Origin of the sequence: Marinifilum sp. JC120 (assembly GCA_004923195.1) — a bacterium.
In the GTDB taxonomy this organism is placed as follows: domain Bacteria; phylum Desulfobacterota; class Desulfovibrionia; order Desulfovibrionales; family Desulfovibrionaceae; genus Maridesulfovibrio.
Window position 1 is genome coordinate 116,102 of record RDSB01000006.1, and the last position, 24,707, is coordinate 140,808.

A 24,707-nucleotide genomic window follows, 5' to 3' on the forward strand; every position below is an offset into this window, starting at 1 on the left:
GCGTACATCAAATTCATATTAAATATAGATTTATTTTGAGGTCGTCACACAAGGATGGTTCGGGCCGGAAGGGAGATGGAAAGTGAAGCCTGAATTTGAAACCTGCTACGTTAATCTTCCTCTGCGTTATATTTACAATTCTCCAGAGTATCTGGATTTCTTCATTGAAAATTCAATACAGCCTGAATTGGGGCTTGATTGTCTTGGTGATGAATGTTTGAGCATGGATTGGCTCATGGCCATCAGAGACCGTCTTGATGAGGCTGAGCTGGGCTGTACCGTGCATCTGCCGTTTCTGGATCTCAAACCATCCAGCCTGAATCCCGCAATCCGTAACGCATCCATAGATACTCTGCATACCGCCTTTGAATTGGCAAAAGTTTTCTCTCCGAAACGGATGGTCATGCATCCTTCTTTCACATCATGGCTGGAGCCGCCTCTTTTTGAGCGTGCTTACGTCAACTGCGTTGAAGGGATTCGCCGCTTGAGCAACTTATGGCCGGATCATCCCCCACTTTGTCTTGAGAACACTTATGAATTTACCCCGGAGCCTATTGTGCGCTTGGTCAAAGATCTCGGTCGGGAGAACATAGGTATTTGTTTTGATCTCGGGCACTGGCATTCTTTTTCCAAAGGCTACGAGCATGGAGATTTTGATCTCTGGTTTGATGCTTTTGCGCCGCATATCAAGCATCTTCATCTGCATGATAATCACGGTAGTAAGGACGAGCATCTTGCCCTCGGGCAGGGTAGCATGAATTGGGATTATATCGTTACCCGCACTGCTGAGCTTGATCCGATGCCTACGTTCACCCTTGAGCCGCATAATCGTGATGATTTTACCCTGACCTACGCTTATTTCAGGGAGCACGTAGCGGCTAGGTTGTTTTAATAAAAGTGAATTAAACACAAAAATCCCCGCAAAGTTAAACTTTGCGGGGATTTTTGTGTTTAATTATATTAACTTCCGATCATTTTTTCGGGCAGATAGAATACTATTTCCGGGAACATGGTTACCAGAATTACCATCAGAACCATAATTACGAAGAATGGGAAGGTCGCCTTGAGGATGTCCTTTACGTCGTCTCCGGTAATGTACTGGATGACGAAGATGGAGAATCCAACGGGCGGCGTTACCTGTGATAGCTCGACCATGAATACTACAAAGATACCGAACCAGAGCGGATCGAATCCGGCTGCGGTTACGATGGGTAGCACGATGGGCAGGGTCATTACTACGATGGAAATACCGTCGAGGATCATGCCCAGCATGACGTACATGATACCCAGAACAAAGATAAGCATGTACGGCGAAAGGTCCAAGGTAGCGATATATTTGCTGAGTGCAGTGGCAATGCCGAGGAAACCGACAACCTGTGAAAGGAAGGCCGCACCACAGATAATGAAGCAGATCATGCCGCTTGTTTTTACTGCCGAAAGCAGGGCTTCCTTGAAATTGGACAGGGTCAGGTTCTTGAACCAAACGGCGATGCCAAGTGCGCCGAGCACACCGATAACTGCCGCTTCAGTGGGAGTGGTCAATCCGGCGTAAATGCCGCCGAGTACCACGGTAATGAGCAGGAAGACCGGGAAAAGGTCTTTCAAGGATTCAATGCGCTGGGCAGTGGTGAATTCTTCCTTGTCCTGCGGAACCAGTGTCGGGTCCATCATGCAGCGTACAATGATGTATGCGGAATAGACGCCGGCGAGGGTCAGCCCTGGAATTACCCCGGCAATAAAGAGCTGTCCGATGGATGTGTCGGAGAGGATGCCGTAGATAATCATGATTAGGCTGGGCGGGATCAGGAAGCCCAGAGTGCCGGACCCGGCAAGGGAACCGATGGCAAGACTTTTGTGGTAGCCGCGTTCGGAAAGTTCATTGAAAGTGATCTTTCCCACGGTGGCGGTGGTTGCCGCACTGGAGCCGGACACCGCTGCAAAAAGGGAACAGGCCACTACATTGATATGGTAGAGGCGTCCCGGAATATTAGACAGCCACGGAACCAGTCCATTGAGTAAACGGGTGGAAATGGATGTGCGGTACAGGATTTCTCCCATGAGGATGAACAGCGGCAGAGCTGAAAGGGGCCATGAGTTCATGGTGTTCCACAGAGAGTTGGCCATGAGATCGCCGATTTTGTCCCATATGGAAATGGTCGGCGGCAGGTTCATCTTGCAGAAAAGCATGCCGCAAATGGCTGCTGCATAGAGGGAAAATCCGATCCAGAGACCGGAAAGCAGAAACAGGACCATGCCCCCTACAAGGACAACGGCCAGCATTAGGGGATCACTTATCATCTGTGGTTTCCTCCGAGGCTCTTCTGGCAATAAAGGCGATAATCTGGAGCAGAAGCAGAGCCAGACCTACGGGGATGGCCAGTTGTGGAATCCAGAGCGGTGTTTCCGCAATTGTGTCCGCAGTCATTTCAAGGTCCCATGTTTCGTAGACCATCTGCACGGTGAAATAGAGAGCGAATCCAGTAATTGCCGCACCGAGAAGTCCGGAAATGACGTCAGCGATGCGCTTGCCTTTTTTGGAAAAATGGGAGGTAAGCAGGTTGATTCTGATCAGCCCGTCCTCTTTCATAGTATAGGCCAGTCCGGTAAGGATCAGGAAAACAAGGGCATAGCCGCCGTATTCGCTGGAAACAAGGGTAGATGTATTCAGCACTGCACGCAGGATAATTTCAATGACCACAAGGCCAACAATGAAAAGCATCCCGGCTGCTGAAAGAAAGGCCCCTCCAATGGAGAGGCCTTCGATTAACCTGATAATTGCACGCATAGAATTCTACTTTTTGTAAGCTTTGATGGCTGATTTTAAGCCTTTTTTGGCACCTTTGAGGGTGTTATCAAGCATGAGTGTGGCCTCTTTCTGCAGCATGTCGCTGATTTCCTTGGAAGGTTCAGATATGACCATGCCCTTTTCAGCAATGATTTTGAGAGCTTCTTCATTGCTTTTTGCGAACTGTTCCCACTGGTAAGCTTCAATTTCAGCAGCGGCTTTGAGCATGGCTTCCTGCTGTTTGGGATTCAGGGCATCCCAGTAGTCCTTGTTGATGACCATCATGTTCAGCGGGAAAGCGTAGTTGATATTGTTAAAGTACTTGAGGTTTTCCCAGAATTTACCGTCTTTGCCGGATACAGCGGAGGTCAGGACGGAGTTTGCAAGTCCGGTCTGTAGTGCGGAATAGAGTTCTCCCCAGGGCAAGGACATGGGGCTGGCACCGGTGGCATGGAGCAATTCTGCGCCGTTTTTATCGTAGGTTCGGGTCTTAAGACCTTTGAAATCAGCAACGGTTTTAAGAGGCTTTCTGGTAAAAAGTCCGCTGGGAGGCCAAGGTGCGGCGTAGAGCATTTTCTGATTCCAGCGGCGGCAGGCTTTTTCATAGTAGGGTTTGGCTGCTGCGTAGAGTTTTTTTGCTTCAGCGTAGTCTTTAGCCAGCAGGGGCATGGAACTTAAGCCGAAAACCTGATCGGAACCGGAAACAACACCCATGAGTATGTCAGACATGGGCAGGGTGCCGTCTTTTACTGTTTTAAGCAGTTCAGGGCCTTTGAATCCGAGGCTTCCGCCGGGGTGGACTGTGATTTGTACTGAACCGGAGGTGTACTCAGCGACTTTGTCGGCAAAGAGCTTCGCGCCTTGTGAGTGGAAGTTGGTTGCACTGTAGATGGCATTACAGTCCATTTTGAGATCAGCTGCCTGTGCGGAAAAGGCCAAGGCCAGAACCATGAGCAGGGGAGTGATGATCCGTTTTAACATGAGTAACCTCCGTGTTGAGTTTTGCTGTTTTTGTTATTTGAGAAATACTTTTTTAGAATTTGTCCGTTATTTGTGTTTTAGTGTTTGTGAAAAATTAAAAAACTCGAAAAAATGAGAACAGTTTTTACGAGTATTTTGAAAATATATAATTCGTTTTCGTTTCGATTTGGATGAATTAAGAGTGTTTATACACACAATTTTACAAAAATAAAATCTTTTAATTGTGGACAAAATTGGGTAATGTTCGCTCGAATCGAACAATATACAGTAAATAAAATGACAAATCGCGGTTCTTGATAGAGCGGCTTAATAATGACCCAGTGGAGGATGTATAGTGCTGATAATTGGAGTAGATACCGGAGGAACATTTACAGATTTCATTTATAAGGATGGAGATAAATGGGGCGTACACAAGCGTCTTTCCACTCCTCATGATCCTTCCGAGGCCGTAATTAACGGCATTAAACACATTGCCGGGGACCGGGCCGTTCAGGTCGTTCATGGTTCCACTGTCGCTACAAACGCCATCCTTGAACGTAAAGGTGTGAAGACCGCCCTGATCACAAATGATGGTTTTGAGGACGTCATTCAGATCGGTCGTCAGAACCGTTCAGACCTCTATGATTTATCTTTTTGTAAAAAACCGCATATTGTTCCGCCGGAACTTCGCTTCGGAATTACCGGAAGAATTGATCACGAAGGGAATGAAATTGAACCGTTTTCTGAAGAAAAAGTGCAAAATATTTTGCAAAGAATTAAAGAATCCGGTGTCGAATCCGTCGCACTTTGTCTTCTTTTTTCGTATTTAAACCCCGAACATGAGAACAGAATGCGCGAACTTTTGGACGCTGTGGGTGTTCCAGTTTCTGTTTCCCATGAAATTCTGGCCGAATTCCGTGAGTTCGAACGTACTTCCACCACGGTTATCAACGCCTATGTTTCTCCAAAAATGACCAAGTACCTGACCAAGTTGCAGGAAACCCTTGGTGAAGATCCTTTGCGTATTATGCAGAGTAACGGCGGTTCCATCTCCGCAGAAACCGCTATGAATGAGTCTGTTCGGACCATCCTTTCCGGTCCTGCCGGGGGCGCGGTGGGTGCACATGCAATCGGCCAGATGGCTGGTTATGACCGTCTTATCACCTTTGATATGGGCGGAACTTCTTCTGATGTTGCATTAATTAATGAAGAGCTTCCTCTGACTTTGGAGTCCGCAATTGAGGATTACCCGGTCAAGGTGCCCATGCTCGATATCCATACTGTAGGCGCGGGCGGCGGCTCCATTGCCCGTCTGGATGCAGGTGGTTCACTGACCGTCGGTCCTGAAAGTGCGGGTGCTGATCCCGGTCCCATCTGTTACGGCAAGGGTTCCGAGATCACCGTAACTGACGCCAACCTCTACCTTGGCCGTCTTATTCCCGAACATTTTCTTGGCGGGGAAATGTCCCTTGAGACTGGAAAGTTGAACGAAGCCATGGAAGTTATGGCTGAAAAAGCGGGTCTTACCCCGGTGGAATTGGCCGAAGGTATCCTCGATATTGCCAACACCAACATGGAACGCGCCATCCGCGTGATCTCCGTAGAGCGTGGTTTTGACCCCCGTGAATTCACCATGTTTTCCTTCGGTGGTGCGGGCGGCATGCATTGCGCCTTCCTTGCCAAGCTGCTTTCCATCCCCAAGCTGTTCATCCCCAACAACCCCGGCATTCTTTCCGCCGTGGGCATGGTCATGGCGGATGTCATCAAGGATTATTCCCTGACCGTTATGCGCGACCAGCACAACACCAATGATGTGGATCTCGAAGAATTGTTCGCGCCTCTGGAAGCGCAGGGCCGTGCTGATTTGGGTGAAGAAGGTTTTGCTGCTGATGACATCATTGTCGAACGTTTTCTAGATATGCGTTATCAGGGCCAGTCCTTTGAAATTATTGTGCCTTTCAGCGGTGACTGGATTGAGGAATTCTCCCGTCTGCACAAGCAGAACTACGGCTACCGCAACGATGACAAGACTGTTGAGATCGTCAACATCCGTCTGCGTACAAAAGGTATGCCCACCAAGCCGGAATTCCCGGAAGCTGGCGCGCTGGTCTCTGAAATGGACCCCGAAGCATTGCTCGGCACCACCGAGACTGTTTTTGATTCCACAAAGATGGAAACCCGCATCCTTAACCGCAATAAGCTACGCCCCGGTAATAAGGTCGACGGTCCGGCTGTTATCATTGAATACAGCTCCACTCTGGTTATCCCGCCCTTTGCCAAGGGTGAGGTAGATCCTTACGGCAACCTTATTTTCGACATCGAGTAGTCAGGAGGTTTATATATAATGAATGTGAATCCGATCCTCCTTGAGGTTTTCAAGAACAGGTTTGCGGCTATTTCCGAGGAAATGGGTGTAACCCTGACCCGTACCGCTTTCTCTCCCAACATCAAGGAACGCCGCGATCTTTCTTGCGCAGTCTTTGATCATAAAGGCGACATGGTAGCGCAGGCCGCGCATATTCCGGTGCATCTCGGCTCCATGCCCCTTTCCGTGAAATCCGCCATTGAGAATAGCGATTTCAAAGAAGGCGACATGGTTATGCTCAATGATCCTTTCAAGGGCGGAACCCATCTGCCGGACATCACCCTAGTGGCTCCGGTTTTCTGTGACGGTTCCACTGAGCCTTCTTTTTACGTTGCCAACCGGGCCCATCATTCCGATGTGGGCGGCATGGCTTCCGGTTCCATGCCTCTTTCCACTTCTCTTTATCAGGAAGGGATTATCATTCCTCCGGTAAAGGTCGTTGAAAATGGTGAGATAGTTTCCGGTGTAATGACTTTGTTGCTCAACAACGTGCGTACCCCGGTGGAACGTGAGGGTGATTTTGCAGCCCAGATTATGGCTAACCTGACCGGAGTTACCCGTCTTAAGGAACTCATCGAGAAGTACGGTCTCGCGAAAGTTGATTTTTACGCAGCCAGTCTGAATGATTATGCTGAATCCATCACCCGCAACACCATCAAGTCCATCCCGGACGGAACCTACCAGTTCACCGATTACATGGATGGTGACGGTGTGGATTGCGAAAATGTACCCATCTCCGTGACCATGGAAGTAAAGGGCGACAGTGCCAAGCTCGATTTCACCGCGTCCGGTGATCAGGTTACCGGAAGTGTTAACGCGGTGCGTTCCATCACTCTTTCCGCAGTGCTTTATGTGTTCCGTTCCCTCATTGAGGGAGACGTGCCCACCAACGCTGGTATCTTGCGGCCCATCGAAGTCTTGACCCGCAAGGGTTCCATTCTTGATGCCAATTTCCCCGCAGCAGTTGCAGGTGGTAACGTGGAAACTTCGCAGCGCGTGGTGGACGTGGTGCTCGGTGCGCTTGCCGAAGCCATTCCGCAGCGTATCCCCGCAGCAAGTCAGGGAACCATGAACAACATGACCATCGGCGGCATGGATGAACGTACTGGCAAACCTTTTGCCTATTACGAAACTCTCGCCGGGGGCATGGGTGCTTCCGCCAGTTGTCGTGGTGAGCATGCCACCCATTCGCATATGACCAACACTCTGAACACACCCGTCGAAGCTCTTGAATACAGCTACCCCTTTCGGGTAAAGACTTACTGCATCCGCAAAAATACTGGCGGTGCAGGTAAGATTCCGGGCGGTGACGGTCTTGTGCGTGAAATCGAGCTGCTGTCTGGTTGCGAAATTACCGTGCTTTCCGAGCGGCGGGTCAATGCGCCTTATGGCTTACAGGGCGGAAGTCCCGGAACACCCGGTAAGAATATTCTGATCCGTGATGGTGAGGAAATTCAGAAGCCCGGTAAGTTTCATTCGCCGCTTAAGAAGGGCGATATTATCCGCATGGAAACACCCGGAGGCGGCGGCTGGGGTAAGTAATTTTGCCTTCGGCGACCCTGCCGGGGGCCTTAAACCCTTTTTGTAAAAAGGGTTTAAGAATCCCAAAAACTTTTAGTTTGGCTTCGCCGTTTAACGCGGAAGGCTTTCCCACCAAAACCTCAAAGCGGTCCGACACTTCTGGCAAGTGTCGGACCGCTTTTTTGGGTGATTGTTCCAGCAGGGAACAAACGTTTGGAGTTCAAACAATTTATAAATATGGTCTGCTTAGCACATTCGTTTAATCCAATCCTACTTCGGGTGCTACTTTGGTTATTGCTTCGATAGAAATAGCGAAAAAGTCGCCCAGTTCGAGACCTATCTTGTCACATTCTTTGATGATCTCGCGATCCACGCTGGCGGCGAATGCTTTGGCTTTCATTTTTTTCTTGAGACTTTTGGGCTTCATGCCGTTCATTCTTTCAGGGCGCATGAGCGCGTTGGCGTGAATGAGTCCGGTCACGGTCTCGCCGCACCGTAGCGCGAAATCAAAATCAGACTGCGGAGCGACTCCGGTCATGTCGCCGTTGTGGGCGCGGATAGCCTTGATTGCTTCCTCGGGCAGCTTGCCTTCGAGCATTTCTGCGGCAATCAGGCCGTGCTTTTCCGGGGTGTCGGCGGTCTCGCTGTAATCGAGGTCATGCAGCAGTCCGGTCATGGACCATAGTTCAACATCCTGTCCCAGTTTTTCAGCCAGTGCGCCGAGTACGGCTTCAGATTCGAGGGAATGCTGGATCAGGTTTTCTTCTTTTACATTTGTTTTGAGCAGTTCAAATGCTTCATCTCTTGAGATCATTTTGAAATCCTTTGTTGCTTAAATTACAAGAAATATCTGGCTGCTGCCACCAGTCCCATACCGACCGCCACAGTACCGAAGAAATTGCGGGTGAACATGGCTATCGCAAAGGTAGGCACTGCTACCCAGAAGTAAAGGTTGTTGAAGGTGAGATCTATTACACCTTCGGGCGCGAGCAGTGACGGAGCCAGCAGGGCGGAAAGCACCGCTGTGGGCACATAGGAAAGCCACTTGCCCACGATGGGCGGCAGGTCGCGGGAACTCAGGGCTATGGCCGGGAGCATGCGCGGGATGTATGTTACTGCCATCATGCCGAAGAGGGTGAAAAGTATTGTCTGCTGGTCCATTATTTATTCCCCCATTTTACTGCCGCGCCGAGAGTTGCGCCGATCAGGGTGGCGATGATTACATTCCACTGGCCTGCTCCGCCAAGGGCCAGTGCGGTTGATAACAGTCCGGTGATGAGTCCGACTATTACGTGGCTTTTATCTTTGATCTGGAAAATGAGCAGGGCGATAAACATGGCCGGGAGCGCGTAATCAAGGCCCATAGGCTTAACGTCATTGATGAGTGTGCTGGAGAATATGCCCAGTACGGTCCCGCCCACCCATGCTGCTTGAGCTATGGAGTTGATAAGAAAGGTCTCGCCTTTATGCATATCTCCTGAAGAAAATCTTGTAGAGTGTACAGCGAATGTTTCATCAGTGAGCTGGAATCCGAATAGTGCGATTTCAAGTTTCGACCATTTTTTAAGATACGGAGATAATGCTGCCGACATGAGCAGATGGCGCAGATTGACTATAAATGTAGTGATGATGATTGATACGGCGGAAGCGCCGCTGGCAAGTAACCCGACCGCTATGAACTGTGCTGATCCGGCAAAGACTAGCAGCGACATGAGTACTGTATTATCAATGGAAATTCCAGCCTTGCGCGCTAAAACGCCATAGGCAAATCCCACAGGCAAAAAACCAAGTACGATTGGTAAGGCCTGTTTGAAGGCTGACATCAGTATGCTGCTTTGTTTTATTTTTTGGGAATTCATGACCGATTCCACGGTTACCTCCGGCGTAATTAAAATTCAAGGAGAGATTTCTGATCTGCTTGCCAGTCTACATAAAATCTGACATCAGTACAGATACAGATTTATAGAAAATAGACCATAACAGTTTCGAGTAGCGAGGGAAAAACAATGAATCTGGACAGTTCAAATAATCAGTACAGATATAAAAAAGTAGAGCAGGAACTTTCAAAGCATATTGAAGCCGGCGATCTTGTGCCCGGTGATAAGCTGCCGTCCCTGCGCCAGATGAGCAAAACCCTCAAGGTCTCCATTTCCACTGTTTCCCATGCTTATGAAGAACTGGAAAAGCGTGGGCTGATCGAGTCCCGGCCTCGTTCAGGTTATTATGTGCGTAGCGAGTTTAGGACTATTCCCACCCCGGAAATCAAAACTACCCAGAAGCTGGAACCGCATACGGTTACCAAGAACAAGCTGATCCGCACAGCCCTTGAAACCGTGGGCAACAAGAACTTACTTCCTCTTGGCGTGGTTTGTCCCAGCGAAGATTTGCTGCCTACCCGTCAGCTTGCCAAGATCATGACTTCCGTTATCCGGGAAAATCCACTCGATACCGCTGGATATGAGATGATTCCCGGTAATCTTGACTTGCGTCGCCAGATTGCCTTTCGTTCTGTAGACTGCGGTTCCAATGTTACGGCCGATGAGTTGATCATTACCACCGGAGCTATGGAGGCCCTGTATATTTCCCTGCGCACCCTGACCCGGCCCGGTGATCTGGTGCTTATACAGTCTCCTTCCTATTACTGCTTCCTACAATTGGTTGAAAATCTCGGTTTGCGGGCCATTGAGATGCCGTCCTGCCCTAAGCAGGGCATTAACCCGGATCGGGTGGAGGACATCACCCGGACTTTTGACATCAAAGCTTGCATCTTTTCGCCTAATTTCAACAATCCTGATGGCGGTCTGACCTCTGATGCCCGCAAAAAGGAAATTGTAGAAATTCTTGCATCCCGTAAAATTCCGTTGGTGGAAGACGATGTCTACGGGGAAATTTATTTCGGTGATTCCCGGCCACGTACACTTAAATCCTATGACCGCGATGGCGGAGTGTTGCTTTGTTCATCTTTTTCCAAGACCATTGCGCCCGGTTACCGGGTGGGCTGGCTGGCTCCGGGCCGTTATCTGGAAAAGGCTCTTGAGATAAAAGCTACCACCAATGTTTCCTGTGTTGCCGCCACCCAGATGGCTATCGCCCGCTATCTGCGCGAAACCCTTTATGACCGTCATCTCAAGAAATTGCGCGCAGCCATGAAAGATCAGATGCAGAAGATGCGTACTGAGATCGGTTTATCTTTTCCTGAAGGGACAAAAGTTACCAATCCCAAAGGCGGGTCCGTGCTCTGGGTGGAGTTGCCCGAATCAAAAGACGGCGTGGAACTCTTTTTCAAGGCCCGCGAAGAAGGTATCGGCATTGTGCCCGGAACCGTCTTTTCGCCGCAGGATGTTTTTTCAAATTATATCCGTCTGTCCAGCGGGTCGCTCTGGAGTGACGAGATTCAAGCCGGGGTCCGCCGTTTAGGCGAACTTGCGGCTGAGTGATGGATGCCTTCGGCGGCCCTTCGGGGACCAAAGAAACTTTTTGTAAAAAGTTTCTCTGGACTCTTCAAAAACTTTTAATAGGGCTTCGCCTATAGCTTGAAAATTTGTAACAAGAAAATATTTAGCGGGCTTGTACGAAATTGCTTTTTTGCAGCATAATTTTTTAAACGAAACTGCGAAGCATACTGAAAAGTTTTGAGGGGATGGGGTCTGGGGAAGGGGAACTTTTTCAAAAGTTCCCCTTCCCCAGCCGCCGGAGGCTTCTTAAGCTTGCATAGCAGTCTCTTCAATCACCTGCTCCACCATATTGGCGGCGTCTTCGAATGATGCTTCGGGATCGGATTCTATGAGGGCTATCTGTAAATTTATTTCCCGTTGCAGGGTGATGTTTTCGGGATCGAAATATAGTTTCCAGACCGGGACGGCTTTCTTACCTGCTCCGGCACGGCAAAGCAGCAATCCGAGATAGAGGTAGGAGAAGTTGTCCTTGCCGAGGATACGAATAGCCCGTTCGAATTCAACTTTGGCCTGAACGTATTTTTCGTTCTTATACAAACAGTGCCCAAGCCTTTTGCGGGCATCGGCATTCTGCGGTTCAGTCTTGATGAATTCTTTGTACTTGGTTGCCGCTTCTTCAAAACGACTATTCTCATAAGCCACGTTGGCTTCTGCTAAAGTATCAAGGTTTACTTCTTTGGCCGCAATGGGCTTGGCCGCGCTCTGGATTTGCTCACGGTCTTCTTTTTTTCTGAATCCCCCGAAAAGGAATCCTCTTCTGGAAAGTTTCTGGGCCTTTTTTTTATCGGACATATTCTCCTCCGCATTGAAAAACTGCCGGAGTGTAACGGCAAACGGCTCGAACGCCAAGTTTAAACTATGTCTATGGACATATGGCTACTGTCGTTATAAAACAGAGTACCTGTAAAAATGTACGAGGTTATCATGAAAAGATTATTGCTTGTTTTGGTTCTTTGTCTTGCCTGCGCTTCTTGCGCCAAAGCTGATAATTATACCACTCCTTTTGAGACCGGGGGCAAGGTTTATAAGCTGGCACTGCTTCCTTGGCGGACAACCACCATGAATTTTGATTTCAAGTATCGCTGGCGCATGACCCAGTCCTTGCTTAATGCCTGCAAACAGGCGGGTGCGTTTGAGCTTGAATGGTCCAGCTATGCCGTCAATGGCGGCGATGTTACCATGCTTGAAAATATTAAGAAGGCCAGCCTGTGGGAACGCCGCAAGTACGGCAAATATTATCCAATTGTGCCGGAAGTACAGGCTGCTCTTTCCGGTGTGGATGCTGAGCTGGCCCTGCTTTATGATATTTCCGCAGATAATGCTCTTGGCGATCGTGATGCCATGAATGATTCACGGGCTGACTATGTCCGGCTGTTTCTCGTTGATGTGAAGACCGGAAAGGTCATAGTCGAGTTTGTGCGTACTGATTTCTTACGCAATGGGGCGGCTGTAGACATCAAACTGGTTACCTTGCGTGCGTTTAATAAATGGCTTACCCAGTAGGAAGCTTGATTTAAAAGGAGTTTTTCTAGTGATTAAAAGTTTTTTTCAAAGTTCCCTGATTGTATTCTGCCTTGCTCTTCTAACCGTTTCTTCCGCTTTTGCCGGGGAAATGAATATCAAAGGTTGGGAAAAGGGCGGTGAATATGATTCCCTTTACGATAACACCGACCGTGATGTGTTTAAGGGGACTCTCCTTAAAATTAAGGATATCGAACCCATGGACGGCATGACCGAAGGGATCGGCGTTCTCGTTAAAGATAAGGAAGATGGCGAGAAAGTGCTCGTGCATCTCGGTCCCAAAGATTTCGTTGAGCCGCGTATCAAAGATCTGCGTCCGGGTGTAAGGGTTAAGGTTTACGGCGTGCTGGTCGAGATTGATGGTGAGTACGAATACATGGCCGCCAAGCTCAAGGCCGGAGAAGAACGCAAGTACAAGTTTCGTCTGACAAAAGACGGCACTCCTTTTTGGTCCCTCTCTCCCGAAGAATTACAGAAAGAAGAATCAAGTAAGTAATATTTTTGTCTCCGACGGCTGGGGAAGGGAAAACTTTTGCAAAAGTTTTCCTTCCCCAGACCCCATCTCCTCAAAACTTTTTATTACGCTTCGCTTTTAGCGCATCAAAGTTCTTATCATATGAATTCAAAAAATATTTCTCGCATCTCGTCTGAACTGAGTATTCCATCTAAAAACGTAAAATCTGTTGTGGACCTTCTTGATGAGGGCGCGACTATTCCTTTTATTTCCCGTTACCGTAAAGAAGCTACCGGAAGTCTTGATGAGGTTGCGGTTGCTGCGGTCAGTGATCTTTTGGGAAAGCTGAAGGAGTTGGATAAACGGCGTGAAAGCGTACTTAAATCCATTGATGAGCAGGGCAAGCTGGACGATGGTCTGCGCAAGAAGATTGATGGTGCTGAGACCATGCGCCAGCTTGAGGATCTGTACCTGCCGTACAAGCAAAAACGTAAGACAAAGGGACAGGCTGCGATCCAGAAAGGGCTTGAGCCGCTGGCCTATAAACTTTTTGCTCAGAAATGTGATCCTGTTCAGGAAGCGCAGGGCTTTGTTTCTGCGGAAAAGGGCGTGGAATCGGTGGATGATGCTCTGGCCGGGGCGCGTGATATCATTGCTGAAAAGATCACTGAAAACACGGTTACCCGTGAGGCCGTGCGTTCTTTGTTTGAGCGTAAGGCTTTGATCGAATCAAAGCCCACCAAGGCTGCGCAGGCCGATGAGAATAAGGACAAGGCTTCAAAATTCCGGGATTGGTTTGATTGGCGCGAACCTGCCAAGCGGGCTGCGGGCCATCGAATTCTGGCCTTGTTTCGTGGTGAGCGGGATAAATTTTTAAAGGTATCCATCCGCCCGGAAGAAGATGATGCTTTGGATATTCTGCACCGTAAGCTGGTCCGCTCTAATTCTGCGGCTTCGAAGCAGGTGCAGCTGGCTGCAACCGACAGCTATAAACGGCTGCTTGCTCCGCAGATGGAGACCGAACTGCGCGGGGTGCTGCTGGAAAAGGCCGATACTGAAGCGATCAATATTTTTGCCGCTAATCTGCGTGAAATTCTGCTTGCTCCCCCCTTGGGTGGCAAGCGGGTGCTGGCCCTTGATCCGGGCTTTCGTACCGGGGCCAAGCTGGTTTGCCTTGATGCACAGGGAACCCTGCTGCATAACGATACCATTTACCCGGTTACTTCTGAGGGCAAGAAGAAAGAGGCTGTGCGCATAGTTAGCGGGCTGGTGGAGAAATATGACATCGAAGCCGTGGCTATCGGTAACGGAACAGCCGGACGCGAGACCGAGCAGTTTGTTAAAGAACTGGGCTTGGATAAATCCATTCAGGTGATTATGGTCAATGAATCCGGGGCTTCTGTCTATTCCGCTTCGGAAATAGCCCGTGAGGAATTTCCGGATTACGACATTACTGTGCGCGGGGCGGTTTCCATCGGGCGCAGACTTATGGACCCGCTTGCCGAGTTGGTCAAGATCGATCCTAAATCCATCGGTGTGGGTCAGTATCAGCATGATGTGGACCAAAAGGGCTTGGCTGAAAGCCTTGGCAGGGTGGTTGAATCCTGCGTTAACATGGTCGGTGTGGAATTGAACACTGCCAGCGCAAGGCTGCTGCAATCCGTTTCTGGTTTGGGGCCGGTTTTAGCTACAAATGTGATTAAATTTCGTGAGGAGAACGGTCCGTTCAATTCCCGCCGGGAATTGCTCAAGGTTCCCCGTCTTGGACCCAAGGCTTTTGAGCAATGCGCTGGTTTCCTGCGTATACGCGGGGCCAAGAATCCCTTGGACTGCACAGCTGTTCACCCGGAGCGCTACAAGGCCGTAGCCGGGATTGCCAAAGATCTCGGTGCAGACGTTGCCGAACTTATCAAGTCCGGCGAGTTGCGTGGTAAGGTCAATTTAGAAGATTATGTTTCTGATGATCTGGGTTTGCCTACTCTTGAAGATATCATGAAAGAGTTGGAAAAACCGGGCCGTGATCCGCGTAAGCAGTTCGAAGCTGTGCGTTTTGATGATTCCGTAAAGGAAGTTTCAGATCTGCGCGAAGGCATGATCCTTAACGGTATCGTGACCAACGTCACCGCCTTCGGGGCTTTTGTGGATATCGGGGTGCATCAGGACGGGCTGGCTCATATCAGCCGTCTTGCTGATGAATTTGTGCGCGATCCGGCAACGGTGGTTCATCCGGGGCAGGCCGTAAAGGTTAAGGTCTTGGAAGTTGATATTCAGCGCAAACGTATTTCGCTCAGCATGCGCCAGTCTGATATGTAAAAATAAACCGGGAGCCAGTTTAACTGACTCCCGGTTTTTTAGTTTTTAAAGACCCGGAAGGGTGAGATAGCTTTTTGCCTGCTGCCGTTTTCTACGTTTCTGCATGGTTTTGGGATGTACCCCGAAACGGAAACGACGGATGACACATTCTTTTTCTTTGCAATCGCGGATAGCCTGACGGTCGCCTACAGTACAGGCGAGACAGTGTCTGCGGATAGCCCGAATGCAGGTACGCTGGGATTCCTCGGTTTTGGGTTCACGCAATGCATAAAGAGAGCAGTCGCTGTCCTCACATTCCCTGACAAGCTGCGGGCTGCCGCCCATGCACCACAGGCAGTAGGCCCGTATGGACTGATGAGGATTTCTTTTCCGTTCGCTCAATTGGTTCTCCGTTTATCGCGGCAGAGATTTAATGAGGCAGAAAGCTGCCGTTGGCCGCGAAAGCTCATCTTTACGTAAATCGGGCGTAAAAATAAAGAGCGGATCGGCTTAGAGTGAAAAGTTTTTGTAAGCTCTTGAATAGATGAGTAAAAAAGGCGCATTCCCTTATGGGAGTGCGCCCTTGTTTCTATTTCGTGTCTTTCTTTTCAAAAGTAATGGTTAGCTCTCGTTTGCCCCAATCCTTGGCTGCTTTGGTGTCGAGGCCCATATAAATATCGATTTTGTCGGTCCAGCGCTTGTTCATCTTGTCCTTGACCACATATTCGCCGGAAAGCCCTTCGATTTTAACTTTGGTATTGTGGGTCAGTCCTTTTTGGATCAGATCCCGTGAGACCGCAATGGCTTTCATGCCCGGTTTGAGTTCATCTCCCCATGCGCCCAGAAAAGGGTGGGCTGAAGTTTGGGCAACGTGTGAGGTGTAGGCTGTGGCAGCCACTTTCATGGTTATTTTTTTATCTTCTCCGAAACAGCCGGAGATCAGAAAGAGGGCGGCAATAATCAGTATTAGATTTCTAAATTTTTTCATGGTGATTCCTTTTTTTTGTCCCTTTGGTTACAAAGCGCACTGCCCGTAGTCGTGGTTGTCTTTGAAATTTGAGGCTTCGCGTAGGATTTTTCCTTTGGTGCAGGAATATTCCACATCGGTGACTCTTACCAGAAAATCAAGGTCGTGGGAAACCACCAGCATGGCAATGTCCAGCGATCCCAGAATTTCGATCAGCCTTTCGCGCATGGTCGGATCAAGGTCGTTGGTGGGTTCGTCCAGCACCAGTGCCTGCGGTTCCATGGCTAGCACAGTGGCAAGGGAAACCAGTTTTTTTTCACCGCCGGAAAGACGATAGGAAACCCGGTCTTCGTATCCAGCTAACCCAAGCGTGCAGAGGGTGTACTTTGCAATCTTCTGAGCTTCTTCCGGGGTTTTCCCCAGATTGAGCGGCCCGAAGGCCACGTCTTCCAGTACGGTGGGGCAGAATAGCTGGTCATCTGCCTGTTGGAAAAGCAGCCCCACGCCCTTGCGCAATTCCCGAAAGTCTTGTTCGGATTTCATCTCCCGGTCCATATACCGGATTTGCCCGGATTGCGGTTTGAGCAAGCCCATGATGATGTGCAGCAGGGTGGTTTTGCCTGATCCATTGTGCCCGGTCAGGGAAATTTTTTGTCCCTTGTGCAGTTCGAAATCCACACTTTTGAGGACATCATTTCCGGGATAGGAAAAATTAATATCATGCAGGGAAAATATGGGTGAACTCACAGCAGAACCTCAATTTTATTAAACTCAAGAAAAATAAAAAGTGCGGCGCAGGCCAGAGTGGTGAGCAGCAGGGTCCAGTCTCTTTTGCCTGTGCGGTAGGTGGTCAGGGTGTGGAATGTTCCGGTGAACCCCCGACAGAGCATGGCCTGCCAGACCCGTTGTGCCCGGTCCAGACTGCGGACCAGCAGCATACCCATGAGCCATGCATAGGTGCGGTAGGTTTGCAGGTTTGTGCGGGGTGTAAATGCGCGCATGGTGGCGGCCCTGCGCATGCGGCTGTATTCCATGCTCATCACATGCACGTACCGCCAGCTGAAAAGCAGCAAACGGCAGAGTTTGTCCGGCAGCTTCAGGGACTGCATGCCCGCACCGAGGGTCTGCACCTGCATGGTGGAGATGAGTGCGGTCATGGCAAGGATTACCCCGTTTGATTTCAGGGTGATGATTGCGGTGTAGATGATCCCTCCCAGAGTGGCAGTAAAGGGACCGATGGTGGCTATAGGTTCTCCGGGGCGTGAAAAGGGCAGAAACACCCAAAGGAAAAGAATGAAGAAGTTTACGATGAGCAGTCGCTTGAGCAGAGTTTTAAATTCAAGTTTTGCAGCTAGGGCAAATAGAATTCCTGCAGTAAGGACGCTGGTTGCGGCAGCAAGGTTTGTAACCAGTGCCCCGGCAAGAGAAAAGATCAAAGCGCAGGCCAGCCTGAATCCGGGATTCATGGAATGAATGATAGAGTTGCCGTAGGCAAAAGGTTCCGTTAACTGCTGCAAAAGAGTCTCCTGATTTCGGCTTATTGAAGTAGCATGCATCCACAATCCGTGCAATCTGAAACAACTCTTGAGCTGAGGGCGTAATGGGGCTATATCCAATCGTATATTTTGAATATTAACACTACTCTGGAAGGTCCGCATGAGCAGAAACGCTGAATTGAAAAAGATTGTTGCAGAGGTTGGCGAAGACCTGATCTGGCGTCCGCTTTACGACTTTGAAAATAAGCCTCTTGCAGGTGGTGTCGGGCATGAGATCGACGGTATTGATCCTGAATTCAGGGAACTGGATTTTGCAGGTAAGAGTGTCTGCGATCTGGGCTGTAATATGGGCCATTTTTCTTTTTATGCCCGTGAGCGCGGGGCAAAGGAAGTGGTTGGTTATGATCTTGAATCCAAGGTTGTTGTCGGAGCCAGAAAACTTGCCGAGCTTTATTGCGTGGACAATGTGGATTTTTGTGTTTGTAATTTTGCTTATGACGAACCGGATCGTACCTTCAGCATGGGTATGCTTATCGATATTCTCGGGAAGATCAATATATCAAAAGGCCACATGGCTGCGATCCTTCAAGGGCTTGAAAAACGCAGTGAGTCTGAGATGCTACTCACTTTTCGGCCTGAATATTATGTCAGCAAACACCTTGGCATGACTTCGGATGAGTTTTTGAAAATGTATCCTCAGGCTAAAATTAAGGACGGCATATTCAGTTTATTGGATTTTGCGGTGGATATTTTTGCTGACAATTGGGAGATGGTTTATCTCTCCAAGTCTCTCCCAGATGATAAGCAGTACAAGAATACCGTATATTTTCAGCGCAAGTAATCTTGCCCCTTACGCTGAAGTGATTATTTTATCTTTCTGTTCGGATTTAGTTTTTTTTATAAATATAAAGGATTGAGATGGCGAAAGAAAATACTGAAATGATAGATGTCGAGTTTGTTGTTGAGGAAAAGGATAAGAGAAGTGTTTATGTGCCGGGCATGGCCAAGGATATGATTATCGGCGGTCGTGATTCCGGCAATGTTTTTATTTTTTGCCTAAATGATGAATTGCGTAAATCCATTGCTGCCAAGGTGGCTGAAAAGCTGGATCGTAAATTTGTAGTAGTCAGCCGCAGTGACGGTAATCCGGTGCTGGAGAAACTCGCAGGGGGAGATAATCAGGTTCTGAGTCTGCCGCGCGGGGCCGCCAAGTCCGAGAAGGTCCGCGAGATGCTTAAGAATAACGGCAAGGTCATCTTCATTATGTGTGATTTCATGACCCTGCTCAACGCATCCGACGGGTCTGAAGATGCCCGTGAACAAATTTCACTTATGCTCAACCGTTTTGAGCCAAGTTTCATGGAAGCTGCGCATCACATCGTGCGATCTGATCAGAGCGAAGAAGAGATGTTGCAGGATGTTTTAGATAAAATAGCTATTTAATCCAAATAAAAAGGGGTGGTGATCGAGATCACCACCCCTTTTTATTTGCTACCATCTTAAAGATAAACAAGTCAGGCCGCCGTCCATTTTGCGGAACTCTGACATATCGATGAAATCGGCTTTGAATCCGTTTTTGTCGAGCAGTTCGGCGGTCTTGGGAAATCCTTGCGGGGCGAGCAGCTTCTTACCTAAGTGAAGGCAGTTGGAGCAGTATTCTTCGCCTTGGGGAACGATGATCTTTTTGAATCCGGCGAATTCTTCGCGCTGGGCAAAACGCGCACTCATGATCAGGGTTTCCTCATCAAGGGCGGAAAGCTCTGTTTTGAGATGGGGCATGCCGTTATTAAAGGGCACAGGGACAGTTTTGTAGCCGAATTTAGCAGCAGCTTTAGCGAATTGCTCGCAGCCCTGCGCGTTGGTGCGGTTGTCGATGCCCACGTAAAAGGTCTTGCCCATGAGCAGCACATCTCCACCTTCCATGAGTCCACCATCCTGCATGCGGATGATTGTGTCAGTCTGGTCTGCTATGGCGGTTTCGATTTCATCCACTTCGCCGCGTCTCGACTCGGCTCCGGGGCAGGTCAGGAAAGCGGCGGTTTCGTTGCCGTGGGGGATCATGACCGCAGTGTCTTCCACAAATACGGAATCGGGATACTCTTCCACCGGGGGAAGAATCGTAACGTTGATCCCGGACTGTTTGAAATATTCAATGTAGCCCTTGTGCTGGGCAAGGGTCAGTTCCATGTCCGGGCAGCCGAGGCCTGCTTCGGTCAGTCCCTGTCCGAGATTTTTTGCCGGAGTCCTGACAATTGCTTTGCTGAACATTTTCAGCCTCCTTTACTGGATGGTCGCGTCTTTTTTCTTTTGTTCTTCGGCGATGATGGTCAGCTTGGAACGGATGTAGGCACTGGCGATGTTTCCGGCCTCGTCGTCCTGTTTGGGGGCAAAGGCGGCGATGTCATCAGCTACCTGTTTTTCCATGCGCTCAGATTCCATGAACATAATATAAACCAGCACCAGCGCAGAATCGTTTTCCGTTGTGCCGCTGCAAAGTTCCTCAATCTGATTGCGGGGAACTGTTTCTAGCAGACGTTCGACAAACATGTTGGCCCATTTGTCATAAAGATCGTTAATGGGCGGGATCATGGATTTAATGTTGCGCACCGCGCCTTCGTCAATGTTAGGCATGGTCAGGGCAATGAATTCACCAAGAGCATCTTGGCGAGCTTCTTCGTTGGCAGTGCACTTGTCCATGACTATCTTATAAATATATTTTTTGATTTCTGTTTCCTGCATCTATTTTCTCCCATACGGCAAAATTTCATTAAAAGCTGTTGGATGAATACAAGAAAGGAGCGACTCAGGCAACAGCACCAGTTTCCATAACTTGATTCGTCTCCGGCTTTGGTGCTAAGTCTTCACCGTATCTAGAAAATAAGCGTTTTTGCGGCGCATGAAAATATTTATAGCAGTTAATTTCAGGAGAGAACCACAGATGGTAAATGGTAAAAAAGTTGTAATGGTTATGCCTGCTTACAATGCGGCGTCCACTTTGAAGAAAACTTTGGATGAACTGCCTGCGGATGTCGTGGATGAAATTCTGCTAGTTGATGATTGCAGCCGCGATGATACTGTTTCACAGGCGGAAAAGCTGGGCATCAAGACCGTGGTTCATACCTGTAATACGGGGTATGGAGGAAACCAGAAAACTTGTTACCGCACTGCCCTTGAAATGGGAGCTGATGTGGTGGTCATGGTCCACCCGGATTACCAGTACACCCCGCTGATTATTTCAGCCATGGTTTCGCCCATTGCCTACGGGGTTTTTGATTGCATGCTCGGCTCAAGGATTCTGGGCACCGGAGCGCGTAAGGGCGGCATGCCCCTCTATAAATATATTTCTAACCGGGCTTTGACTTGGTTTCAGAACCTGCTGGTGGGCTACCATCTTTCCGAATACCACACCGGATACCGGGCTTTTTCCCGCGAATTGCTGGAAACACTTCCTCTTGAAAACAACAGCGATGATTTCATCTTTGATAACCAGATGCTCTGCCAGATCATTTATTCCGGCTACGATATCGGGGAAGTAACCTGCCCGACCCGCTATATGGATGACTCTTCATCCATCAGTTTTGCGCGTTCGGTAAAATATGGAATGGGCGTGTTGCGTTGCTCCTGCGAAACATTGGGACACAGGATGGGCTGGCTGAAAAGTGAATTTTTGAAAGACGTTCCTCAAAAAAGACAGACGGGACAGGCAGACTAATCATGGGTATTGCGAAGGCTGGAAATGAAATGAAGAAAGCGTTGATCGCAGCGGCAATTCTCTCCGCGCTGGTGCTCACTGTCTACGGGCAGTGTGGCGGTTTTGAACTGGTTACCTATGATGATACCAGCTACGTGACCAATAATCAGCGAGTCATGCAAGGAATCTCCGCCGAAAATGTCAGCTGGGCTTTCAGCACCTTTCAGCTTTCCAACTATCATCCGCTGACCGTGGTTTCGCATATGTTCGATACTTCCCTGTTCGGGGATTCGGACGGGGCGCGTCATCTGGTCAATGTCTTTTTCCACCTCTGCAATGTGCTGCTGCTTTTCTTTTTTCTGCTTAAGGCTACAAGAGGATTTGAAAAAGACGGATTGATTCCGTCATTCTTTGTGGCGGCCCTTTTTGCTGTGCATCCGGTGCATGTGGAATCTGTAGCATGGGTGGCAGAGAGGAAGGATGTACTTTCCACTTTTTTCTGGCTCAGTGCTATGCACAGCTGGCTGGGCTGGGCAAAAGACAGGAACATGGCATCCTACGGGCTTACTTTTTTCTTCACCGGACTGGGGATTCTGGCTAAACCCATGGTGGTTACTCTGCCTGCTGCACTGGTGCTGTTGGATATCTGGCCGCTCAACCGGGTTGATTTTTCCAAGAATCCCGTGGCGCAGCTTGCTAGGCTGGTTGCGGAGAAGCTTCCTTTGTTCGGGCTTTCCATACTTTCTTCCGTACTGACCGTAATGGCTCAGCAGGGTGGGGGCGCCGTGCAGAGTGTGGAATCTTTCCCCTTGAGCCTGCGTCTTTCCAACGCCCTTGTTTCGTATGTGTCCTACCTCGGAGAACTGGTTGCTCCGCTTAACCTTGCGGTCTTTTATCCTTATCCTCATGAGATTCCTGTCTGGAAGCCTGCACTGGCGGCTTTGTTTATTCTGGCCGTGTCTGGTGTGGCTGTGCGTTTTATCAAGAAATTTCCTCTCGGGGCAATGGGTTGGTTCTGGTACTTGGGAACGCTTGTTCCAGTGATTGGGCTGGTGCAGGTTGGCGATCAGTCCATGGCTGATCGTTATGCTTATATCCCTTTCATGGGGATTTATATGATCATAGCTTTTGGCGCGGCGCGGCTGGTTCGGGAAGGACGTGTGCCCGGAAAGCCGGCAGTTGCAATTGGTTCGGTTCTGGTGGCAGTGCTGCTGGCCGGGGCCTATACTCAGGCCGGACACTGGAAGGATAGCAAATCCCTGTATACCCGTGCGCTGGCAGTGACTGAGAATAACCACCATATGCATTACAACTACGGCAATCTTCTGGAGCGGGAGAAAAATTTCACTGAGGCGGCAAAACATTTCAAGGCTGCTTTTAAGGCCGACCCTTCCCATTACAAGGCTATGACTAGTTTTGCCTCAATCATGAGCCGCAAAGGTGATCCCTATACTGCACTGAATTTGTACCAGCGGGCCTTGCAGATCAATCCGAATTACGCCACAGCGCTCGGTAACAGGGGCATAGTCTACATGCAGCAGGGCAAGTTCGAAGCTGCACTGGCCGACCTGCGCAAAGCTCAGAAGTTTGAACCGCAGCAGCCCAATCATATGATCAATATGGGCCTTCTGTTCTACATGCGTGGTGATAACTCCTCGGCTAAAGAATGGCTGCGCAAGGCTTTGCAGATTGACCCGGACAATAAGATAGCCCGCAAGAATCTGGTTTTGATTCCCTGATTGAGTAATCAAGGTTTTTGACGTATCTCTTTTTAAGGGGGAATAATAGTATTCCTCCTGCGTGCTGTGCTGATGACTTTTCTTGTGCGTTGCGGGCCGTTAATCCTCTTTTGCGTATGGGGTGATGTATGGATTTCTTTCACAACCTCCTGCCTCTGTTCAAAATCATTTTTGTTTTTATCTGTATGCTGGCCGGGATCAGGCTAAGGCTCGGCGTCGGGCCTTCTATTCTGGCCGGGGGCGGGGTGCTGGCTCTGCTCACTTCCATGAAAATTGGGGAGGTGCTCACGGTCAGTGCTGAAGCTTTACGTGATGATAAAACAATTTTTCTGGCATTGATTGTGGCTCTTATCATGATGCTGTCCGGCCTGCTGGAGAAAACCGGGCAGGCGGGAAGGATAATGAATTCACTGACCGGGTACCTAAGAAGTCCTCGGTTACGTTTGGTCTTTTTTCCGGCACTTATCGGTCTGCTACCCATGCCCGGAGGGGCTATTTTCTCCGCGCCCATGATTCAGGAGGCAGCTAACGGTCTTGATGTTTCCGGGCGGGACAAGGTGGTCATCAATTATTGGTTCCGCCATGTTTGGGAGCTGGCATGGCCACTTTATCCGGGTATGATTCTCGCCGCCTCCCTGTGCGGGATGAGTATTTTTGAATATATCGGTTACACCTTTCCCGGTGCGTTTGCCTGCATCGGTCTGGGGTGTTTTTTTTATTTGCGTCCTTCAGTACTGCCTATGGAAAATAACGGTCATGCTGCGGATGTTTCCGGCAATGGGCGGGATTTTAAAAAAGTGCTCAAGGAAGGGCTGCCTCTCATTGTCGCCATTGGTGGGGCTTTTATTTTTGAAACACTGCTGAGCATGGTTTTTCCCGGAATCCCTTTTGAGATCGGGATAATTCTGGCTCTGCTGGCAGCTGTTTTCTGCTGCGTACTGGCTAACTCCGGTTCACTGGGGATTATACGGAGACTGCTCGTTGAGAAGCGGTTTTTGAACATGATCTTCATGATTGTCTGCGTTTTCGTGTTCAAGGATATTCTTGGAGCCTGCGGGGTTGTGGACGAACTGGCCCGCTTGGCCGGAGGGGAAGCCGCACTCATTGCCGCTGCGGTATTTGTTCCTTTTCTGGTCGGTTTTATTGCCGGGATTACACTTGCTTTTGTGGGCGCAGCCATGCCTTTGGTGGTTGGTTTGGTTCAGGCTGCCGGATTACAGGATCAGCTTCCGGCCTGGGCGGTGCTGTGCATGTTTTCCGGGTTTGCCGGGATTATGGCTTCTCCGCTGCATATCTGCTTCCTGCTGACCTGCGAATATTTTAAGGTGGACATGGTTGCTGCATGGAAAAAGGTTGTCATTCCCAGTTTGGTGCTTATGTTGCTCGGAGTGGCGTACTTTTTTGTTTTATTGTAGATCAAAAAATCCCCATAGCGGGTAATATAAAAAAACTTGGAGGAAT

At 49.2% G+C, this 24,707-nt stretch carries 26 protein-coding genes; 12 read left to right on the forward strand and 14 right to left on the reverse strand.

Features of this window, described 5'->3' with window-relative positions; all coding sequences use genetic code 11:
• The first annotated feature begins 82 nt into the window (after positions 1 to 82).
• Complete coding sequence (locus D0S45_07935; GenBank protein TIH17083.1) at positions 83 to 892, forward strand: sugar phosphate isomerase/epimerase; 810 nt, start codon at positions 83 to 85, stop codon at positions 890 to 892.
• Between the two features lie 68 nt (positions 893 to 960).
• Here D0S45_07935 and D0S45_07940 read toward each other — a convergent pair whose 3' ends face one another.
• Genes D0S45_07940 through D0S45_07950 form a run of 3 tightly spaced genes read right to left on the reverse strand, consistent with a single transcriptional unit; the run spans position 961 to position 3,766 of the window.
• Positions 961 to 2,298 (reverse strand): TRAP transporter large permease subunit, encoded by a 1,338-nt coding sequence (locus D0S45_07940; protein ID TIH17084.1) that lies wholly within the window; start codon positions 2,296 to 2,298, stop codon positions 961 to 963.
• Entirely contained in the window at positions 2,288 to 2,785 is a 498-nt protein-coding gene (locus D0S45_07945) for a TRAP transporter small permease (GenBank protein ID TIH17085.1), read from the reverse strand. The genes D0S45_07940 and D0S45_07945 overlap by 11 nt, the downstream gene beginning before the upstream one ends.
• Before the next feature lie 6 nt (positions 2,786 to 2,791).
• Complete coding sequence (locus D0S45_07950; protein TIH17086.1) at positions 2,792 to 3,766, reverse strand: ABC transporter substrate-binding protein; 975 nt, start codon at positions 3,764 to 3,766, stop codon at positions 2,792 to 2,794.
• A 334-nt stretch (positions 3,767 to 4,100) separates the two neighbouring features.
• On the opposite strand from D0S45_07950, the gene D0S45_07955 reads away from it, so the two are divergent.
• Positions 4,101 to 6,071 carry a hydantoinase/oxoprolinase family protein gene (locus tag D0S45_07955; GenBank protein ID TIH17087.1) on the forward strand — a complete coding sequence of 657 codons (1,971 nt, stop codon included), beginning with the start codon at positions 4,101 to 4,103 and terminating at the stop codon, positions 6,069 to 6,071.
• A gap of 18 nt (positions 6,072 to 6,089) precedes the next feature.
• Positions 6,090 to 7,652 carry a hydantoinase B/oxoprolinase family protein gene (locus D0S45_07960; GenBank protein ID TIH17088.1) on the forward strand — a complete coding sequence of 521 codons (1,563 nt, stop codon included), beginning with the start codon at positions 6,090 to 6,092 and terminating at the stop codon, positions 7,650 to 7,652.
• A 238-nt stretch (positions 7,653 to 7,890) separates the two neighbouring features.
• Here the strand turns inward: D0S45_07960 and D0S45_07965 are convergent, their stop codons facing one another.
• Genes D0S45_07965 through D0S45_07975 form a run of 3 tightly spaced genes read right to left on the reverse strand, consistent with a single transcriptional unit; the run spans position 7,891 to position 9,502 of the window.
• Positions 7,891 to 8,445 (reverse strand): HDIG domain-containing protein, encoded by a 555-nt coding sequence (locus D0S45_07965; GenBank protein ID TIH17089.1) that lies wholly within the window; start codon positions 8,443 to 8,445, stop codon positions 7,891 to 7,893.
• A 23-nt stretch (positions 8,446 to 8,468) separates the two neighbouring features.
• On the reverse strand, positions 8,469 to 8,792 hold the full coding sequence (locus tag D0S45_07970; GenBank protein TIH17090.1) for an AzlD domain-containing protein: 324 nt from the start codon (positions 8,790 to 8,792) through the stop codon (positions 8,469 to 8,471).
• Positions 8,792 to 9,502: a branched-chain amino acid ABC transporter permease gene (locus D0S45_07975; protein ID TIH17091.1), complete on the reverse strand. Its 711-nt coding sequence runs from the start codon at positions 9,500 to 9,502 to the stop codon at positions 8,792 to 8,794. Before D0S45_07975 ends, D0S45_07970 begins: the two co-directional genes overlap by 1 nt.
• 135 nt (positions 9,503 to 9,637) lie before the next feature.
• Between D0S45_07975 and D0S45_07980 the strand changes: the two genes are divergently transcribed.
• Positions 9,638 to 11,068 carry a PLP-dependent aminotransferase family protein gene (locus tag D0S45_07980; protein ID TIH17092.1) on the forward strand — a complete coding sequence of 477 codons (1,431 nt, stop codon included), beginning with the start codon at positions 9,638 to 9,640 and terminating at the stop codon, positions 11,066 to 11,068.
• 89 nt (positions 11,069 to 11,157) lie between these two features.
• Here the strand turns inward: D0S45_07980 and D0S45_07985 are convergent, their stop codons facing one another.
• Positions 11,158 to 11,358 carry a hypothetical protein gene (locus D0S45_07985; protein TIH17093.1) on the reverse strand — a complete coding sequence of 67 codons (201 nt, stop codon included), beginning with the start codon at positions 11,356 to 11,358 and terminating at the stop codon, positions 11,158 to 11,160.
• The gene (locus tag D0S45_07990) at positions 11,333 to 11,878 is read right to left on the reverse strand and encodes a hypothetical protein (protein ID TIH17094.1); all 546 of its coding nucleotides are present in this window, start codon (positions 11,876 to 11,878) and stop codon (positions 11,333 to 11,335) included. The genes D0S45_07985 and D0S45_07990 overlap by 26 nt, the downstream gene beginning before the upstream one ends.
• Positions 11,879 to 12,010: 132 nt before the next feature.
• Between D0S45_07990 and D0S45_07995 the strand changes: the two genes are divergently transcribed.
• The 3 genes from D0S45_07995 to D0S45_08005 all read left to right on the forward strand — a co-directional run bounded on the left by D0S45_07995 (position 12,011) and on the right by D0S45_08005 (position 15,374).
• Positions 12,011 to 12,589 (forward strand): hypothetical protein, encoded by a 579-nt coding sequence (locus D0S45_07995; protein ID TIH17182.1) that lies wholly within the window; start codon positions 12,011 to 12,013, stop codon positions 12,587 to 12,589.
• A gap of 28 nt (positions 12,590 to 12,617) precedes the next feature.
• Positions 12,618 to 13,103, forward strand: a complete 486-nt coding sequence (locus tag D0S45_08000; GenBank protein TIH17095.1) for a hypothetical protein — start codon at positions 12,618 to 12,620, stop codon at positions 13,101 to 13,103.
• A gap of 120 nt (positions 13,104 to 13,223) precedes the next feature.
• A complete protein-coding gene (locus D0S45_08005) occupies positions 13,224 to 15,374 on the forward strand; it encodes an RNA-binding transcriptional accessory protein (protein TIH17183.1) in 2,151 nt (716 codons plus the stop codon).
• Between the two features lie 45 nt (positions 15,375 to 15,419).
• Here the strand turns inward: D0S45_08005 and D0S45_08010 are convergent, their stop codons facing one another.
• From D0S45_08010 to cbiQ, 4 genes are all read right to left on the reverse strand, one after another.
• Positions 15,420 to 15,755, reverse strand: a complete 336-nt coding sequence (locus D0S45_08010) for a restriction endonuclease (protein ID TIH17096.1) — start codon at positions 15,753 to 15,755, stop codon at positions 15,420 to 15,422.
• 187 nt (positions 15,756 to 15,942) lie between these two features.
• Positions 15,943 to 16,341, reverse strand: coding sequence for a hypothetical protein (locus D0S45_08015; GenBank protein TIH17097.1), 399 nt, complete (start codon positions 16,339 to 16,341; stop codon positions 15,943 to 15,945).
• Between the two features lie 27 nt (positions 16,342 to 16,368).
• A complete protein-coding gene (locus D0S45_08020; GenBank protein ID TIH17098.1) occupies positions 16,369 to 17,067 on the reverse strand; it encodes an ABC transporter ATP-binding protein in 699 nt (232 codons plus the stop codon).
• Positions 17,064 to 17,837: a cobalt ECF transporter T component CbiQ gene (gene cbiQ / locus D0S45_08025; protein ID TIH17099.1), complete on the reverse strand. Its 774-nt coding sequence runs from the start codon at positions 17,835 to 17,837 to the stop codon at positions 17,064 to 17,066. Before cbiQ ends, D0S45_08020 begins: the two co-directional genes overlap by 4 nt.
• A 139-nt stretch (positions 17,838 to 17,976) precedes the next feature.
• Here cbiQ and D0S45_08030 point away from each other — a divergent pair, with 139 nt between their 5' ends.
• Positions 17,977 to 18,657 (forward strand): methyltransferase domain-containing protein, encoded by a 681-nt coding sequence (locus D0S45_08030; GenBank protein TIH17100.1) that lies wholly within the window; start codon positions 17,977 to 17,979, stop codon positions 18,655 to 18,657.
• Between the two features lie 77 nt (positions 18,658 to 18,734).
• On the forward strand, positions 18,735 to 19,259 hold the full coding sequence (locus D0S45_08035; protein TIH17101.1) for a hypothetical protein: 525 nt from the start codon (positions 18,735 to 18,737) through the stop codon (positions 19,257 to 19,259).
• Between the two features lie 48 nt (positions 19,260 to 19,307).
• Here D0S45_08035 and D0S45_08040 read toward each other — a convergent pair whose 3' ends face one another.
• Positions 19,308 to 20,084 carry a dimethylargininase gene (locus tag D0S45_08040; protein ID TIH17102.1) on the reverse strand — a complete coding sequence of 259 codons (777 nt, stop codon included), beginning with the start codon at positions 20,082 to 20,084 and terminating at the stop codon, positions 19,308 to 19,310.
• A gap of 12 nt (positions 20,085 to 20,096) precedes the next feature.
• Positions 20,097 to 20,555 (reverse strand): hypothetical protein, encoded by a 459-nt coding sequence (locus D0S45_08045; protein ID TIH17103.1) that lies wholly within the window; start codon positions 20,553 to 20,555, stop codon positions 20,097 to 20,099.
• A gap of 199 nt (positions 20,556 to 20,754) precedes the next feature.
• On the opposite strand from D0S45_08045, the gene D0S45_08050 reads away from it, so the two are divergent.
• The 3 genes from D0S45_08050 (at position 20,755) to D0S45_08060 (ending at position 24,661) form a co-directional block, all read left to right on the forward strand.
• Positions 20,755 to 21,528: a glycosyltransferase family 2 protein gene (locus D0S45_08050; protein ID TIH17104.1), complete on the forward strand. Its 774-nt coding sequence runs from the start codon at positions 20,755 to 20,757 to the stop codon at positions 21,526 to 21,528.
• A gap of 2 nt (positions 21,529 to 21,530) precedes the next feature.
• On the forward strand, positions 21,531 to 23,246 hold the full coding sequence (locus tag D0S45_08055) for a tetratricopeptide repeat protein (protein TIH17105.1): 1,716 nt from the start codon (positions 21,531 to 21,533) through the stop codon (positions 23,244 to 23,246).
• Between the two features lie 128 nt (positions 23,247 to 23,374).
• Positions 23,375 to 24,661: a DUF401 family protein gene (locus D0S45_08060; GenBank protein ID TIH17106.1), complete on the forward strand. Its 1,287-nt coding sequence runs from the start codon at positions 23,375 to 23,377 to the stop codon at positions 24,659 to 24,661.
• Positions 24,662 to 24,707 lie beyond the last annotated feature (46 nt).